General features: G+C 42.0%; 13 protein-coding genes, 1 tRNA gene, 2 rRNA genes and 1 pseudogene (1 of these 17 running past the window's edge). 14 read left to right on the top strand and 3 right to left on the bottom strand.

Annotated elements, in window-relative coordinates:
* Positions 1 to 79: 79 nt before the first annotated feature.
* The gene (gene argS / locus LG375_RS06805; RefSeq protein WP_225745539.1) at positions 80 to 1771 is read right to left on the bottom strand and encodes an arginine--tRNA ligase; all 1692 of its coding nucleotides are present in this window, start codon (positions 1769 to 1771) and stop codon (positions 80 to 82) included.
* Between the two features lie 154 nt (positions 1772 to 1925).
* Between argS and argR the strand changes: the two genes are divergently transcribed.
* From argR to mutS, 3 genes are read left to right on the top strand one after another with little or no spacing between them, the layout of a single operon-like run.
* Positions 1926 to 2354, top strand: a complete 429-nt coding sequence (gene argR / locus LG375_RS06800) for an arginine repressor (RefSeq protein ID WP_171963598.1) — start codon at positions 1926 to 1928, stop codon at positions 2352 to 2354.
* Entirely contained in the window at positions 2354 to 2713 is a 360-nt protein-coding gene (locus tag LG375_RS06795) for a YlbF family regulator (protein ID WP_198463554.1), read from the top strand. Before argR ends, LG375_RS06795 begins: the two co-directional genes overlap by 1 nt.
* Complete coding sequence (gene mutS / locus LG375_RS06790; RefSeq protein WP_225745538.1) at positions 2706 to 5264, top strand: DNA mismatch repair protein MutS; 2559 nt, start codon at positions 2706 to 2708, stop codon at positions 5262 to 5264. Before LG375_RS06795 ends, mutS begins: the two co-directional genes overlap by 8 nt.
* A gap of 33 nt (positions 5265 to 5297) precedes the next feature.
* Here the strand turns inward: mutS and LG375_RS06785 are convergent, their stop codons facing one another.
* Positions 5298 to 5753 carry a DUF3021 domain-containing protein gene (locus LG375_RS06785; protein ID WP_002889588.1) on the bottom strand — a complete coding sequence of 152 codons (456 nt, stop codon included), beginning with the start codon at positions 5751 to 5753 and terminating at the stop codon, positions 5298 to 5300.
* Complete coding sequence (locus LG375_RS06780) at positions 5750 to 6187, bottom strand: LytTR family DNA-binding domain-containing protein (protein WP_013989911.1); 438 nt, start codon at positions 6185 to 6187, stop codon at positions 5750 to 5752. Before LG375_RS06780 ends, LG375_RS06785 begins: the two co-directional genes overlap by 4 nt.
* 178 nt (positions 6188 to 6365) lie before the next feature.
* On the opposite strand from LG375_RS06780, the gene LG375_RS06775 reads away from it, so the two are divergent.
* The 11 genes and pseudogenes from LG375_RS06775 to LG375_RS06725 all read left to right on the top strand — a co-directional run.
* Positions 6366 to 6671: a hypothetical protein gene (locus LG375_RS06775; protein WP_037603797.1), complete on the top strand. Its 306-nt coding sequence runs from the start codon at positions 6366 to 6368 to the stop codon at positions 6669 to 6671.
* 51 nt (positions 6672 to 6722) lie between these two features.
* Positions 6723 to 8666 carry a DNA mismatch repair endonuclease MutL gene (gene mutL, locus LG375_RS06770; RefSeq protein ID WP_225745537.1) on the top strand — a complete coding sequence of 648 codons (1944 nt, stop codon included), beginning with the start codon at positions 6723 to 6725 and terminating at the stop codon, positions 8664 to 8666.
* 130 nt (positions 8667 to 8796) lie between these two features.
* Positions 8797 to 9018, top strand: coding sequence for a hypothetical protein (locus tag LG375_RS06765; protein ID WP_037597288.1), 222 nt, complete (start codon positions 8797 to 8799; stop codon positions 9016 to 9018).
* Positions 9019 to 9175: 157 nt separating this feature from the next.
* A complete protein-coding gene (gene ruvA, locus LG375_RS06760; RefSeq protein ID WP_037599413.1) occupies positions 9176 to 9766 on the top strand; it encodes a Holliday junction branch migration protein RuvA in 591 nt (196 codons plus the stop codon).
* Between the two features lie 8 nt (positions 9767 to 9774).
* Positions 9775 to 10329 (top strand): annotated as a pseudogene (locus LG375_RS06755) (DNA-3-methyladenine glycosylase I).
* Positions 10330 to 10425: 96 nt separating this feature from the next.
* Positions 10426 to 11691 carry a competence/damage-inducible protein A gene (locus LG375_RS06750; RefSeq protein WP_225745536.1) on the top strand — a complete coding sequence of 422 codons (1266 nt, stop codon included), beginning with the start codon at positions 10426 to 10428 and terminating at the stop codon, positions 11689 to 11691.
* A 40-nt stretch (positions 11692 to 11731) separates the two neighbouring features.
* Positions 11732 to 12871 carry a recombinase RecA gene (gene recA, locus LG375_RS06745; protein ID WP_002889600.1) on the top strand — a complete coding sequence of 380 codons (1140 nt, stop codon included), beginning with the start codon at positions 11732 to 11734 and terminating at the stop codon, positions 12869 to 12871.
* Positions 12872 to 13038: 167 nt separating this feature from the next.
* Complete coding sequence (gene spx / locus LG375_RS06740) at positions 13039 to 13437, top strand: transcriptional regulator Spx (protein WP_002886328.1); 399 nt, start codon at positions 13039 to 13041, stop codon at positions 13435 to 13437.
* 426 nt (positions 13438 to 13863) lie between these two features.
* Positions 13864 to 15411: ribosomal RNA gene (locus LG375_RS06735) — 16S ribosomal RNA — on the top strand.
* 54 nt (positions 15412 to 15465) lie between these two features.
* Positions 15466 to 15538: transfer RNA gene (locus LG375_RS06730), tRNA-Ala, on the top strand.
* Positions 15539 to 15684: 146 nt separating this feature from the next.
* A 23S ribosomal RNA gene (locus LG375_RS06725) occupies positions 15685 to 16780 on the top strand; it runs 1804 nt beyond the window's last position.
* Together the 16S and 23S rRNA genes with 1 tRNA gene alongside form the textbook arrangement of a ribosomal RNA operon.

The raw sequence follows: 16780 nt of genomic DNA, 5'->3' as shown, positions 1-16780 counted from the left end.
TCCAAAAGAGCTTAACACCATGTGTTGGGTTCTTTTTTTGGCAATAAAAAAAAACGCCCTTAGGCGTTTTAAGTATAGATTACATCTCGTCTGGAGCTTCAACACCGAGAAGGCGAAGGGCTTCTTTGAGGACTGTTGCTGTTGCGTAGCAAAGAGCTAAACGGCTGTCACGTTCTGGGCTTTCGTCCAAGATACGTGTATGTGCATAGTATTTGTTAAAGGCTTGGGCCAAGCTGATAGCAAATTTAGCAACGATAGATGGTTCAAAGTTGTCTGATGCACGGTTGATGATACGTGGGAAGTCTTGGATGAGTTTGATGATTTCCCAGCTTTCAACGTCGTTTAGGCTGTATGTGGCATCTGCAGATGGTGTGAAGTCAGCCTTGCGCAAGATAGATTGGATACGAGCGTGTGCATACTGTACGTAAGGTCCAGTTTCCCCCTCGAAGGATACCATGGCATCAAGGTCGAAGTCATAACCATTCATGCGGTCTGTTTTAAGGTCGTAGAACTTGATAGCTCCGACACCAACAGCGTGGGCAACAGCTTCCTTGTTAGGCAAGTTTGGATTCTTAGCTTCGATTTGAGCTTGAGCACGGTTAACAGCTTCAGCGATAGTTGGCTCAAGTAAGATAACGTTACCCTTACGAGTTGACAATTTCTTACCGTTCTTAGTTACAAGACCAAAGGCAACGTGAGTCATATCGTCAGACCAGTCGTAGCCCATTTCTTTAAGAACAGCTTTCAACTGTTTGAAGTGGGCAGATTGTTCATTACCAACCACATAGATGGCTTTGGCAAAGTCGTAAGTACGTTTACGGTAGAGGGCAGCAGCCAAGTCACGTGTGATGTAGAGTGTTGCACCATCTGATTTTTTGATGAGGGCTGGGTGTTCGATACCGTATTTTTCAAGGTTAACCACTTGGGCACCTTGAGATTCTTGGAGAAGTCCTTTTTCTGTCAAGATGTCAACGACTTCATCCATCTTATCATTGTAGAAGGCTTCACCGTTGTAGCTATCAAATGAAACACCAAGTTCATCATAGAGACGGTTGAATTCTACTAAGCTTTCGTCACGGAACCATTGCCAGAGGGCAGTTGCTTCCTCGTCACCAGCCTCCAATTTACGGAACCATTCACGAGCTTCTTCGTCTACAGAAGGGTCTTCTTCAGCTTCAGCATTGATACGCACGTAAAGTTGAAGGAGTTCATTGATAGGGTTGGCTTTGACAGCTTCCTCGCTACCCCATTTCTTATAGGCAACAATCAGCATACCAAACTGTTTACCCCAGTCACCCAAGTGGTTGATGCGGACTGGTTTGTAGCCTTGTTTAGCTACGATGTTAGCAAGAGCGTCAGCGATAACTGTTGAACGCAAGTGACCGATAGAGAAAGGTTTAGCGATGTTAGGACTAGACATATCAAAGGCAATGTTACGTCCGTGACCGATGTTTTGGTCAGCGTAGTGGCTGCCTTGAGCGATGACTTGTCCAAGAACGTCCGCTGAGATTTTTGATTTATCAAGGAAGAAGTTGATGTAAGGACCAACAGCTTCAACTTTTTCAAAGTTTGAAGCATCAATTTTTTCAGCGATGTCTGCTGCAATCATTTGAGGAGCCTTGCGTAAGACTTTAGCCAATGAGAAGGCAGGGAAGGCAAGGTCCCCCATGTCAGCATTTTTAGGGGTTTCAAGCAGACTTTGAATGTTTTCTTGCTCCAATTCGGGAACAACTTTAGCAATTTCTGCTGCAATGAGTTCTTTAGTATTCATAGGTACTCCATTTCAAATCTTGTCATTCATACCTATTTTACCATTATTTTAGTTAATAGGGTAGGGACAAGAAAGCATCTCTCAAGAAGAATTTCATGAAAAAATACAAAAATTCTGTTATAATATGCAAGGAATATACATAAAAAGAGGAAAGATAATGAAGAGAGATCGTCAAGCTGTTATCAAACAGATGATTTCAAGAGATAAGATTGGGACACAAGAGGAAATTAAGCAACGCCTAGAGGCGGAAGGTATCACGGTTACACAGGCTACCTTGTCACGTGATTTGCGTGAGATTGGCCTGTTGAAGCTTCGTGATGAGGAAGGTAAACTTTACTATAGTTTGTCTGAGCATGTGCTTTCAAGTTTGGATCCTACGGTTAAGGACTATGTCAAATCAGTTTCCCGTGCCCAGTTTATGCTGGTTCTCCATACAGAGTTGGGTGAAGCAGATGTTTTGGCTAACTTGATTGATAGTGACGGCAATCCTGAAATTTTAGGAACCGTTGCTGGCGCAGATACCCTATTGGTAATCTGTAAGGACGCAGTGGTTGCTGAAAGATTGGAAAGTGAGTTTCACTGATGAAGACTCCCCATCAGGATTTCCAAAAAGCCAAAGAAGAGTTAATCGACCTCCTCAAACACCATGAGGCGGTTCTTGCTTTTCAAGAGGCTGAGAAAGCTATTGGACAGATTCCTCAGATTAGTTATCTGGCTGGACAGATGAAGGCCTATCAACAAGAAGCGGTGCTTTTTCAAAAAATTGAAAAACAACGTGCCTATGAGGAGGCAGGTGAGCAGGCAGATTTGATTCAGAATGAGTTGGAAAATTTGCCCATTGTTCAGGATTACCGTCAAAAGATGCAAGGTGCCAGTGACTTGATTCAATATGTGACCAAGTCTATCGAAGAAAAGATTAACGAGGGGTTAAGACATGGCTAAGGAAAAAATATCTCCAGGAATGCAGCAGTATTTGGATATCAAGGAAAATTATCCAGATGCTTTTTTGCTGTTTCGGATGGGGGATTTTTACGAATTATTTTACGATGATGCCGTTAAGGCTGCTCAAATTTTGGAAATTAGCCTAACCAGTCGTAATAAGAACGCAGATAATCCCATTCCTATGGCAGGTGTTCCTTATCATTCGGCTCAAGCCTATATTGATGTCTTGGTTGAGATGGGCTACAAAGTAGCCATTGCTGAGCAGATGGAGGACCCTAAACAGGCTGTTGGCGTGGTTAAGCGTGAGGTAGTTCAGGTTATCACGCCAGGGACAGTGGTTGACAGCTCTAAACCTGATAATGCCAACAATTTCTTAGTAGCCATTGACAAGGCTGGAAGTCGATTCGGCCTGGCCTATATGGATGTATCAACGGGTGAATTTTTTGCGACAGAGTTGGATGATTTTAGTTCAGTTTGTAGTGAAATTCAGAATCTTAAGGCACGTGAAGTAGTCGTTGGGTATGATTTACCTGAAGCTGATGAACAAGTTTTGGTCAAGCAACTCAACCTGCTTCTCTCCAAGGAAACAGAGGTTTACGATGATGTCCACTTGATTGACACTAGTTTGACAGATTTGGAAAGCAGTGTGGCTGGTAAACTTCTCCAGTATGTGCACCGTACTCAGATGCGTGAGCTTAGTCATTTACAAAAGGCTCAGCACTATGAGATTAAGGATTACTTGCAGATGTCCTATGCGACCAAGTCAAGTTTGGATTTACTAGAAAATGCTAGAACGGGCAAGAAACACGGATCTCTTTTCTGGCTCTTGGATGAAACCAAGACAGCTATGGGAATGCGTCTCTTGCGAACTTGGATTGATCGTCCTTTAGTGAATCAAACCACTATCACCGAGCGTCAGAATATTATCCAAGTTTTCTTGGACAATTTCTTTGAGCGGAGTGACTTGACTGAGAGTCTAAAAGGTGTTTACGATATTGAACGCCTGGCCAGTCGTGTTTCCTTTGGTAAGGCTAATCCAAAAGATTTGATTCAGCTAGGTCATACTTTGGCTCAAGTACCGGTGATTAAGGCGATTTTGGAGTCCTTTAATGATGAGGCCTTGTCACGTCTTTTACAAGAGTTAGATGCTCTGCCAGAATTAGAGAGTTTGATTCGGTCGGCTATTGATCCAGATGCTCCTGCAACCATTACAGAAGGTGGCATTATCCGTGCTGGTTTTGATGAGACCTTGGACAAGTATCGCAAGGTGATGAGTGAGGGAACCTCATGGATCGCAGATATCGAAGCCAAAGAACGTGAATCGTCTGGTATTACAACACTAAAGATTGATTATAACCGTAAAGATGGTTATTACTTCCATGTGACCAACTCTAACCTTAGCTTGGTTCCTGACCATTTCTTCCGCAAGGCAACTCTGAAAAATTCAGAGCGCTTTGGAACTGCTGAGTTGGCTAAAATTGAAGGTGAGATGCTTGAGGCGCGTGAAAAATCATCAACGCTAGAGTATGATATTTTCATGCGTGTCCGTGAGCAGGTTGAACGCTATATTGACCGTTTGCAATCTTTGGCTAAAGCTATTGCGACAGTCGATGTGCTTCAGAGTCTAGCTGTTGTAGCAGAGACCAATCATTATGTTCGCCCTATTTTCAATGATGAGCATCGTATTGTTATTAATCAAGGCCGTCATGCAGTGGTTGAGAAGGTTATGGGAGTTCAAGAATACATCCCAAACACCATTACATTTGACAGTCAGACCAATATTCAGCTCATCACAGGACCAAATATGAGTGGTAAATCCACCTATATGCGTCAGTTAGCCTTATCAGTAGTTATGGCTCAGATGGGGTCTTACGTGCCAGCAGATAGTATTGACTTGCCAGTTTTTGATGCTATCTATACACGTATTGGTGCTGCAGATGACCTGATTTCAGGGCAGTCGACCTTCATGGTTGAGATGATGGAGGCTAACCAGGCTATTAAGCGGGCGACACCTAATTCCTTGATTATTTTTGATGAGTTGGGACGTGGGACAGCCACCTATGACGGTATGGCTCTGGCCCAGTCTATTATTGAGTTTATTCATGACAAGGTAGGGGCTAAAACCATGTTTGCGACCCATTATCATGAGTTGACAGCTCTGTCAAATACTTTGACACACCTTGTCAACGTTCATGTGGCGACACTTGAAAAGGACGGTGAAGTGACTTTCCTTCACAAGATTGTCGATGGACCAGCCGACAAATCTTATGGTATTCATGTAGCTAAGATTGCAGGGTTACCAGCAGATTTACTGGAACGTGCTGACACTATTTTGACACAATTAGAGGGCGAGACAGTTGCCATCCAACCTCAGGAAAAGTTATTGCCTCAAGAGAAGCCTGCCACTGAAACACATGTCAACGAGCAAATCTCTCTCTTTGATGATTTTACTGAAAATCCAGTTCTTCAAGAGTTGCGTGATTTAGACATTTACAACATGACACCTATGCAGGTCATGATGGCTGTAGCAGATTTAAAACAGAAACTATAAAAGAAGCTTGTCAATTGACAGGCTTCTTGTCTTTTATAGGTGTTTCAATTCTTGATTGAGTTGTTCAATATCCTTTTTCATTTTCCAATAAGAGAAGACCCAAACGAGGAGATAGATAAGGCTAAATTCAATGACTAGCTCCAAGTAGAAAGTTAAACGTAAAGGGAACCATCCGCTGAGGGTAGCTAGTGGAATGAAACCTAGACAGGTCAAGGCGTAGTGAGTGAGAGTTGCACGAAGCAAACTCCATTCAGCTTTACGGAAAATATAACTAGCGACTTCAAAAAGGATGCCGATAGCAAACCAAGTGATGAGGCAGTAGGCCAATACTATAGATCCGTGAACCTGATGTGATGTCATCCATTGCCCAATGGCTGAGTGAGGATTTAGAGGCATGTAGCTTGGCGCCCAGATAAGAGACATAATCATAGATACAGCTAATCCAATAAGGATGCCACTTGTGCCTGATTTAAAAAATTGTTTTTTCATTGTAATTTCTCCTTTATTGCTTTGAGGTAACGGCGTGATGAGTAGGTAGTTTCCTTGTTTTTAAGGTGAATTTCTACGAGGCCGTTAGGGGTGATGTTGAAGCGTTCAATTTCTTTGAGGTTGACAATCTCTGATTGTGAAATTTTGATAAAGTAAGATGGCAGTTTTTCTAAAACTTGATAGAGACGTAAGCCTAAGGGGTACTCTCCTTGAATAGTTTCAGCTAGAACTTGTCGATTTTCGATGTAAATTCTGGAAATAGCTTTGGGTTCGATAAGATAAGTTTCTCCATCTTTTTTTCCTTTGAGTCGGTGGTTGTCATCCAAACTTTCGACAAACTCGACGACTTGCTGAATCTTTGGCGTCCGACTAGGTGCCTGAATCTGCAACGTCTCTTCTTGAAATACCGAGTCAATCTGAACTTTTATTTTCATAACTATCCTTTCTTGTTTGTAATTGAGGAGGCCTCCTCCCTTTCACACCTTTATTAAACACTATTTACTAGTCCACAGCAATAGCGTTTGTCTATGTGGTCCCATATGGTGTCTAAGTGGTTGAAAATATTTTAGAAAACCCCTATACTTAATGAAAACGTACTGACGAGGTAATCACATGAAATCTATAATGAAATGGTTAGCAGGAATTTTTCTTGCCTGCAGTCTGATTTTGAGTTTTTTTACACCTTTTGAAAAGGCACTAACACTGAACCTGCTCTTGCTTTATTTCTTTGTTAAGCAGTTTATGGATTCTACAAGCTCGCCTAAAACCTACCAATGGATTTTCCAAATCATCTACCTCTTGATTTTTTCTGGGCTCATTTGGTTCAACCTTCGTCATGGGGATATGATTGTTATAGCCACAGCCTTATCTTGGCTAACAGTTGTGTGTGAGTTGTGGCTTTATAGTAAGCATAAGTAACAGTCAGTACCAGTGAATTTATCAACCTTTTAGAAGGGAGAAAAAATAATTATGCCAAAAATCATCGAATTGCCTGAAGTTCTAGCCAATCAGATTGCTGCTGGGGAGGTCGTAGAGCGACCAGCTAGTGTAGTTAAAGAGCTGGTGGAAAATGCTATTGATGCAGGCAGCACCCAGATTACTATTGAAGTTGAAGAATCAGGCCTCTCAAAAATTCAAATTACAGACAATGGCGAAGGAATGGCTCAAGCTGACGTGGCTATGAGTTTGCGCCGTCATGCAACAAGTAAAATCAAAAATCAAGGAGACCTCTTTCGTATTCGAACTCTTGGTTTTCGAGGTGAGGCCCTGCCATCAATAGCTTCTATCAGTCATCTTACCATTGTGACGGCGGCTGATGGAGAAGCCTATGGGACTAAACTGGTTGCCAAGGGTGGGGAAATTGAGAGTCAGGATCCTATTTCAACACCAGTTGGAACAAAGATTACCGTTGAAAACTTATTTTATAACACCCCAGCTCGTCTCAAGTATATGAAGAGTTTACAGGCCGAGTTGGCTCATATTGTCGATGTTGTCAATCGTTTGAGTTTAGCCCACCCCGAAGTTGCCTTCACCTTGCTTAATGACGGTCGTCAGTTGACACAGACCTCAGGTACTGGAGACCTCCGTCAAGCTATTGCCGGGATTTATGGTTTGACAACGGCTAAAAAAATGGTGGAAATTTCAAATTCTGACCTTGATTTTGAAGTTTCTGGCTATGTTAGTCTCCCTGAGTTGACCCGTGCGAATCGTAACTACATCACGATTCTCATTAACGGACGTTATATTAAAAACTTCCTGCTTAACCGTGCTATTTTTGATGGTTATGGTTCTAAACTCATGGTAGGACGCTTCCCTATTGCAGTTATTGATATTCAAATTGATCCCTACCTGGCCGATGTCAATGTTCACCCAACCAAGCAGGAAGTACGTATCTCTAAAGAAAAAGAGCTCATGGCCCTTATCAGCTCTGCCATTGCTCAAAGCCTTAGAGAGCAGGATTTGATTCCTGATGCCCTTGAAAATCTAGCCAAGTCTAGTACCAGAGGTGCAACTAAGCCAGTTCAAACCAGTCTCCCACTCAAACAAACCAATCTTTACTATGATAGTAGTCGTAATGATTTCTTTGTCAAACCAGAGACAGTCCAAGAAGATATCAAACCTCTTGTATCGGAGTTAGAGTCCCCAGTTTCATCGGTAGAAAACAAACCGCAACCTTCTGTTAAACAGGCACAACGTTCAGTAGATGAAAGTGATGACAAACACGAAAAACTCGACTATAAAAACAAGTCGAAAATGAAGCGCATGCTTGAAACTCTAGATAATGAGGAAACATCAACCTTCCCTGAATTGGAGTTTTTTGGTCAAATGCATGGAACCTATCTCTTTGCGCAAGGACAAGGCGGACTTTACATCATTGACCAGCATGCTGCCCAAGAACGTGTCAAGTATGAGTACTATCGTGAAAAGATCGGTGAGGTTGACAGCAGTTTACAACAGCTTTTGGTTCCCTATCTCTTTGAATTTTCAGGTTCGGATTACATTAGTTTACAAGAAAAAATGGCTCTTCTTAATCAGGTTGGTATCTATTTAGAGCCTTATGGGAATAACACCTTCATTCTTCGTGAACATCCTATCTGGATGAAGGAAGAAGAGATTGAATCTGCAGTCTATGAGATGTGCGACATGCTTCTTTTGACGAATGAAGTGTCTGTTAAGACCTACCGTGCTGAGTTAGCCATCATGATGAGTTGTAAACGTTCAATCAAGGCCAATCATGCTCTTGATGATTACTCTGCGCGTGACCTCCTAGTGCAGCTTGCACAGTGTAAAAACCCCTACAATTGCCCTCACGGACGTCCTGTACTTGTCAACTTTACAAAGTCTGATATGGAAAAAATGTTCCGCCGAATTCAAGAAAATCATACCAGTCTACGTGACTTAGGAAAGTATTAAAACTTTTTTTCGTCTTACTTTACGAATAGGAACGTTAGATTTATAATAGTGATGAAGACAAGGAATCTTCTAATGTTTTAGCACATCATTGTAGGATGATTGACTGATTTTTAAGTTAGGAGGTGGAGTGATGAGACACCTAACAAAAACTAATAAACACTTTTTACTTGTTGGCTTAACATTTTTAGCGACTAGCTTGATTTTCTATATTTTGGCTTGGTTAGGTCGACCAAGTTTGGAGAATGCCCTAGTAAATGTTTCTAGCATTGCCTTTACTTTAGGCGTTGTAACATATATTCTATTAGGTCTAAAGATGATTACAGATACTTTAAAGACGAGTAGTCATCCTTAAAATGGAGCAAACAGAATCCACTTTCGAGTGGATTTTTTGTTACAATAGTACAGCAGTGCTTGAGGTGACAAAATAAACACTCAAGACAATTATCTTATAAGTATAAAATAACAAAGCAATCCATTGAAGATACGAACGAGAAAGGAAATCACACGCTATGTATGATTACATCAAGGGAACTCTAGTGAAAATTACCGCCAAGTATATTGTTATAGAAGCAAACGGCTTAGGTTATATTGTCACTGTAGCGAACCCATATAGTTTTTCTGACCAGATGAATCAGACTATCCAAGTCTACCTTCATCAGGTTATTAGGGATGACGCCCACCTTCTTTTTGGTTTCCATACTGAAGATGAAAAAGAAGTCTTCCTTAAGCTTATTTCAGTTTCTGGAATAGGTCCGACGACTGCTCTAGCCATTGTTGCTGTAGATGATAATCAAGGCTTGGTGGCTGCCATTGATAATAGTGACATCAAGTACCTGATGAAGTTTCCAAAGATTGGTAAAAAGACAGCTCAGCAAATGGTTCTAGACTTGGCAGGGAAATTTGCAGAGTTACCAACAGAAACGACCAAGACGACACCAAGTCAACCTGAAGGGAATCATCAGTTGGATGAGGCTATGGAAGCCTTGCTTGCTCTTGGTTATAAAGCTGCAGAACTTAAGAAAATCAAAGCCTTCTTCGAAGGTACTAATGAAACGGCAGAGCAATACATTAAATCAGCTCTTAAAATGTTGATGAAATGAGGTAAGTAATGGTCAATCGTTGTCGTTGGGTTCCAACAAACAATAAATTATATTGTGATTATCATGACAAGGAGTGGGGAAAGCCTATTGGTGACGATCAAAAACTTTTTGAGCTGCTTTGCTTAGAAAGTTATCAGTCAGGACTTTCTTGGTTAACTGTTTTAAATAAACGTCAGGCCTTTAATCGTGTTTTTCATAACTATGATATTGAGCGTGTTGCCCAGTTTAGCCTAAGTGAACTTGAAGAAGCGCTTCAAAATCCGGATATTATTCGTCACAAACTTAAGCTAGAAGCAACCGTAAATAATGCCAAACAAGTACTAAAACTCTAAGATGAATTTGGCTCCCTGTCCCATTATTTTTGGCAGTTCTTTGACGGAAAGCCCTTGATAAATAATGTTCCAACATATAAGGACGTCCCATCATCAACTGATTTATCCCAACAGATTGCCAAAAATTTAAAAAAGAGAGGGTTCAAATTTTTAGGACCGACTACTATATATTCATTTTTACAAGCCGCAGGATTTGTGAATGATCATGAAAATAACTGTGACTTCAAATAAATGAGTAGATTTGATTGACAAGACGAGAAAAACATGTTAGTTTATAAACGAACATGTTTTTGAGATTATTTTACGAATAGTAATATAGGTGAACCAATGAAAGCTGAATTGATTGCAGTAGGAACCGAAATCCTAACCGGGCAAATCACCAATACCAATGCCCAATTTTTATCTGAGAAACTAGCTGAACTAGGAATTGACGTGTATTTTCACACAGCAGTAGGAGACAATGAAAACCGCCTACTCTCAGTTCTAGACCAAGCTAGTAAACGTAGTGACTTAGTCATACTTTGTGGAGGACTTGGTCCTACTGAGGATGACTTAACCAAGCAAACACTGGCTAAGTTTTTAGGCAAAGAACTCATTTTTGATGAGGAGGCAAGTAAAAAATTGGACAGTTTCTTTGCTACTCGTCCTAAACACACACGAACGCCTAATAATGAACGTCAAGCGCAAATTGTTGAGGGGGCTATCCCCTTGCAAAATCCTACAGGTCTTGCAGTTGGAGGCGTCATTACTGCTCAAGGGGTGACCTATGTAGTCTTACCTGGTCCACCAAGTGAACTCAAACCTATGGTGAATCAGGAACTTGTTCCAGCACTTACTGAGAATCACGCAAGTCTTTATTCGAGAGTCCTAAGATTCTTTGGCGTTGGAGAAAGTCAATTGGTGACTATTCTGAAGGATTTTATTGTTAACCAAACAGATCCAACCATAGCTCCATACGCTAAAGTGGGGGAAGTAACACTTCGCTTGTCTACAAAGGCTTCTTCACGAGAAGAAGCAGATCAAAAACTAGATGTTTTAGAAAAACAAATTCGTTCTACTAAAACTCTAGATGGCAAATCCTTATCTGATTTTATTTATGGATATGGAGAGTCTAATAGTTTAGCCTTTGAAACTTTCCGTTTGCTTAAGAACCATGGCAAGACTATCACTGCAGCTGAAAGCCTAACAGCAGGTTTATTTCAGGCTAGTATTGCTGATTTTTCAGGAGCCTCACAAGTATTAAAAGGCGGCTTTGTTACTTACAGCATTGAAGAAAAATCTAAAATGTTGGATATTCCCTTGTCGCAACTAGAAGAACATGGTGTTGTCAGTCATTTTACTGCAGAAAAAATGGCTGAAGGTGCCCGAGCTAAAACAGATAGCGATTACGGAATTGCACTTACCGGTGTAGCTGGACCAGATTCATTAGAAGGACACCCAGCAGGTACAGTATTTATTGGTATTGCTGATAGGAATCAAGTAAGGTCAATCAAGGTTGTTATAGGTGGAAGAAGTCGTTCTGATGTTAGATATATTAGTACCCTCTATGCCTTTAACCTAGTTCGCCAAGCCTTATTACAAGAGACAACTTGATTTAAGTTTGTCTTTAACTATAGAAAGAAGAGGAAAATAAGTGGCTAAGAAAACAAAGAAAACAGAAGAAATTACAAAGAAATTTGGAGATGAGCGTCGTAAAGCACTTGATGATGCTTTGAAGAATATTGAAAAAGATTTTGGTAAGGGTGCGGTTATGCGTCTTGGTGAGCGTGCAGAGCAGAAGGTTCAGGTTATGAGCTCAGGCTCGCTAGCTTTGGATATTGCTCTTGGTGCAGGTGGTTATCCTAAAGGTCGTATTATCGAAATTTACGGACCAGAATCATCAGGTAAAACAACTGTAGCCCTCCATGCTGTTGCTCAGACACAAAAAGAAGGTGGAATTGCTGCCTTTATCGATGCAGAACATGCCCTTGACCCTGCTTATGCGGCAGCCCTAGGTGTTAATATCGATGAGCTTCTTTTATCACAACCTGATTCAGGTGAACAAGGTCTCGAAATTGCTGGTAAGCTGATTGACTCTGGTGCAGTTGATTTGGTTGTTGTTGACTCAGTTGCAGCCTTGGTACCTCGTGCAGAAATTGATGGAGATATTGGTGACAGTCATGTTGGGCTTCAAGCGCGTATGATGAGTCAAGCCATGCGTAAGCTATCTGCATCTATTAATAAAACAAAAACAATTGCTATCTTCATTAACCAATTGCGTGAAAAAGTTGGTATTATGTTTGGTAATCCAGAAACAACACCTGGTGGACGTGCTCTGAAATTCTATGCATCAGTACGTCTTGATGTACGTGGAAATACGCAAATCAAAGGGACTGGTGATAAAAAAGACCAAAATGTTGGTAAGGAAACTAAAATCAAGGTTGTCAAAAATAAGGTTGCTCCACCATTTAAAGAAGCCTTTGTCGAAATTATGTATGGTGAAGGGATTTCACAAACAGGTGAGCTTGTAAAAATCGCTAGTGATTTAGGAATTATTCAAAAAGCCGGAGCATGGTTCTCATATAATGGAGAGAAGATTGGTCAAGGATCTGAAAATGCTAAAAAATATTTGGCAGATCATCCAGATATTTTTGAAGAAATTGATCATAAAGTACGTGTACACTATGGTTTGATTGAACCAGATGAAGAGGATAGTGTTGAAGAAGCACAAGTTGAAGAAACGTCTGATGAACTTGTTTTGGACCTTGATTCAACCATTGAAATTGAAGAATAAGTGTAAAAGAGCCGAAGAGCTCTTTTTCTCTTTGATTTAATCTAAGTAAAAAAATCTATGATAATTGAAAAAGTCCCCTTAGATTCAAAATAGGTCGCTAGACCGATTTCTTAAACTAAGGACAATGATAAGATAATAGTATCATGTGACAGAAAGAGAGAATTAACATGATTAAGATTTATACAATCTCAAGTTGTACAAGTTGTAAAAAAGCAAAAACATGGTTGAACAACCATCAACTTCCTTATAAAGAACAAAACCTTGGTAAAGAACCACTTACAAAAGAAGAAATCTTAAACATCCTATCAAAAACAGAGAATGGTGTTGAGAGCATTGTTTCATCAAAAAATCGCTATGCTAAAGCTCTAAATTGTGATATCGACGAGCTCAGTGTTAGTGAAGTGATTGATTTGATTCAAGAAAACCCAAGAATCTTGAAAAGTCCAATCTTAATTGATGATAAGAGATTGCAAGTGGGTTATAAAGAAGATGACATCCGTGCGTTCTTACCGCGCTCAATACGAAATGTCGAAAATTCACAAGCACGCATGCGAGCAGCTCTATAAAAAATGAAAAAAGGAGATACTAGAGATCTTCTTTTTGCTTTCACTTATTGCATAGAAAATAAGTATTGACATTGGTTCACAAACTTGATAGACTAATAAAGTCTCAAGGAAATCGTTCAGTAACTGAAAAAAGTTTGAAAAAAACTTTAAAAAAGTTATTGACAAGACAAGTCAGAGATGATATTATAAATAAGCTGTTTCGGAAGAGGCGGCGAACACAAGAAGTAAAAAAACTTCAAAAAAGTGTTGACAAGTTATTCTAGATTTGCTAGAATATAGGAGTTGTCTTAAGAGAGACAAAGACCTTTGAGAACTGAATAAGAAACCAAGTGCAGGGTTATGATAGAAGAATTATAACCTGTCAATTTACAAGAATAAATCGTCAGACGACGGTAATGAGTTAACGCTCGAACAATTATTAAAGATTTTAATGAGAGTTTGATCCTGGCTCAGGACGAACGCTGGCGGCGTGCCTAATACATGCAAGTAGAACGCTGAAGAGAGGAGCTTGCTCTTCTTGGATGAGTTGCGAACGGGTGAGTAACGCGTAGGTAACCTGCCTTGTAGCGGGGGATAACTATTGGAAACGATAGCTAATACCGCATAACAATGGATGACACATGTCATTTATTTGAAAGGGGCAATTGCTCCACTACAAGATGGACCTGCGTTGTATTAGCTAGTAGGTGAGGTAACGGCTCACCTAGGCGACGATACATAGCCGACCTGAGAGGGTGATCGGCCACACTGGGACTGAGACACGGCCCAGACTCCTACGGGAGGCAGCAGTAGGGAATCTTCGGCAATGGGGGCAACCCTGACCGAGCAACGCCGCGTGAGTGAAGAAGGTTTTCGGATCGTAAAGCTCTGTTGTAAGTCAAGAACGAGTGTGAGAGTGGAAAGTTCACACTGTGACGGTAGCTTACCAGAAAGGGACGGCTAACTACGTGCCAGCAGCCGCGGTAATACGTAGGTCCCGAGCGTTGTCCGGATTTATTGGGCGTAAAGCGAGCGCAGGCGGTTTGATAAGTCTGAAGTTAAAGGCTGTGGCTCAACCATAGTTCGCTTTGGAAACTGTCAAACTTGAGTGCAGAAGGGGAGAGTGGAATTCCATGTGTAGCGGTGAAATGCGTAGATATATGGAGGAACACCGGTGGCGAAAGCGGCTCTCTGGTCTGTAACTGACGCTGAGGCTCGAAAGCGTGGGGAGCGAACAGGATTAGATACCCTGGTAGTCCACGCCGTAAACGATGAGTGCTAGGTGTTGGATCCTTTCCGGGATTCAGTGCCGCAGCTAACGCATTAAGCACTCCGCCTGGGGAGTACGACCGCAAGGTTGAAACTCAAAGGAATTGACGGGGGCCCGCACAAGCGGTGGAGCATGTGGTTTAATTCGAAGCAACGCGAAGAACCTTACCAGGTCTTGACATCCCGATGCTATTTCTAGAGATAGAAAGTTACTTCGGTACATCGGTGACAGGTGGTGCATGGTTGTCGTCAGCTCGTGTCGTGAGATGTTGGGTTAAGTCCCGCAACGAGCGCAACCCCTATTGTTAGTTGCCATCATTCAGTTGGGCACTCTAGCGAGACTGCCGGTAATAAACCGGAGGAAGGTGGGGATGACGTCAAATCATCATGCCCCTTATGACCTGGGCTACACACGTGCTACAATGGTTGGTACAACGAGTTGCGAGTCGGTGACGGCAAGCTAATCTCTTAAAGCCAATCTCAGTTCGGATTGTAGGCTGCAACTCGCCTACATGAAGTCGGAATCGCTAGTAATCGCGGATCAGCACGCCGCGGTGAATACGTTCCCGGGCCTTGTACACACCGCCCGTCACACCACGAGAGTTTGTAACACCCGAAGTCGGTGAGGTAACCTTTTGGAGCCAGCCGCCTAAGGTGGGATAGATGATTGGGGTGAAGTCGTAACAAGGTAGCCGTATCGGAAGGTGCGGCTGGATCACCTCCTTTCTAAGGAAAAACGGAATGTACTTGAGTTTCTTATTTAGTTTTGAGAGGTCTTGTGGGGCCTTAGCTCAGCTGGGAGAGCGCCTGCTTTGCACGCAGGAGGTCAGCGGTTCGATCCCGCTAGGCTCCATTGAATCGAAAGATTCAAGTATTGTCCATTGAAAATTGAATATCTATATCAAATTCCATATGTAATTAATTACATATAGATAGTAACAAGAAAATAAACCGAAACGCTGTGAATATTTAATGAGTTAGGTCGAAAGACCAAAATAAGGTTAAGTTAATAAGGGCGCACGGTGGATGCCTTGGCACTAGAAGCCGATGAAGGACGTGACTAACGACGAAATGCTTTGGGGAGCTGTAAGTGAGCAATGATCCAGAGATGTCCGAATGGGGGAACCCGGCAGGTAATGCCTGTCACTCATTACTGTTAAGGTAATGTAGAGGAAGACGCAGTGAACTGAAACATCTAAGTAGCTGCAGGAAGAGAAAGCAAAAGCGATTGCCTTAGTAGCGGCGAGCGAAACGGCAAGAGGGCAAACCGAAGAGTTTACTCTTCGGGGTTGTAGGACTGCAACGTGGACTTAAAGAGTATAGAAGAACTACCTGGGAAGGTAGGCCAAAGAGAGTAATAGCCTCGTATTCGAAATAGTCTTTATACCTAGCAGTATCCTGAGTACGGCGAGACACGAGAAATCTCGTCGGAATCTGGGAGGACCATCTCCCAACCCTAAATACTCTCTAGTGACCGATAGTGAACCAGTACCGTGAGGGAAAGGTGAAAAGCACCCCGGGAGGGGAGTGAAATAGAACCTGAAACCGTGTGCCTACAACAAGTTCGAGCCCGTTAATGGGTGAGAGCGTGCCTTTTGTAGAATGAACCGGCGAGTTACGATATGATGCGAGGTTAAGTTGAAGAGACGGAGCCGTAGGGAAACCGAGTCTTAATAGGGCGCATTAGTATCATGTCGTAGACCCGAAACCATGTGACCTACCCATGAGCAGGTTGAAGGTGAGGTAAAACTCACTGGAGGACCGAACCAGGGCACGTTGAAAAGTGCTTGGATGACTTGTGGGTAGCGGAGAAATTCCAAACGAACTTGGAGATAGCTGGTTCTCTCCGAAATAGCTTTAGGGCTAGCGTCGATGTTAAGTCTCTTGGAGGTAGAGCACTGTTTGGGTGAGGGGTCCATCCCGGATTACCAATCTCAGATAAACTCCGAATGCCAACGAGATATAATCGGCAGTCAGACTGCGAGTGCTAAGATCCGTAGTCGAAAGGGAAACAGCCCAGACCACCAGCTAAGGTCCCAAAATATATGTTAAGTGGAAAAGGATGTGGGGTTGCACAGACAACTAGGATGTTAGC

The organism is Streptococcus sp. Marseille-Q3604 (assembly GCF_916619785.1).
Classification (GTDB): domain Bacteria; phylum Bacillota; class Bacilli; order Lactobacillales; family Streptococcaceae; genus Streptococcus.
The sequence above is the reverse complement of the archived record's forward strand: the minus strand, read 5'-3'. Positions and strand labels throughout refer to the sequence as shown.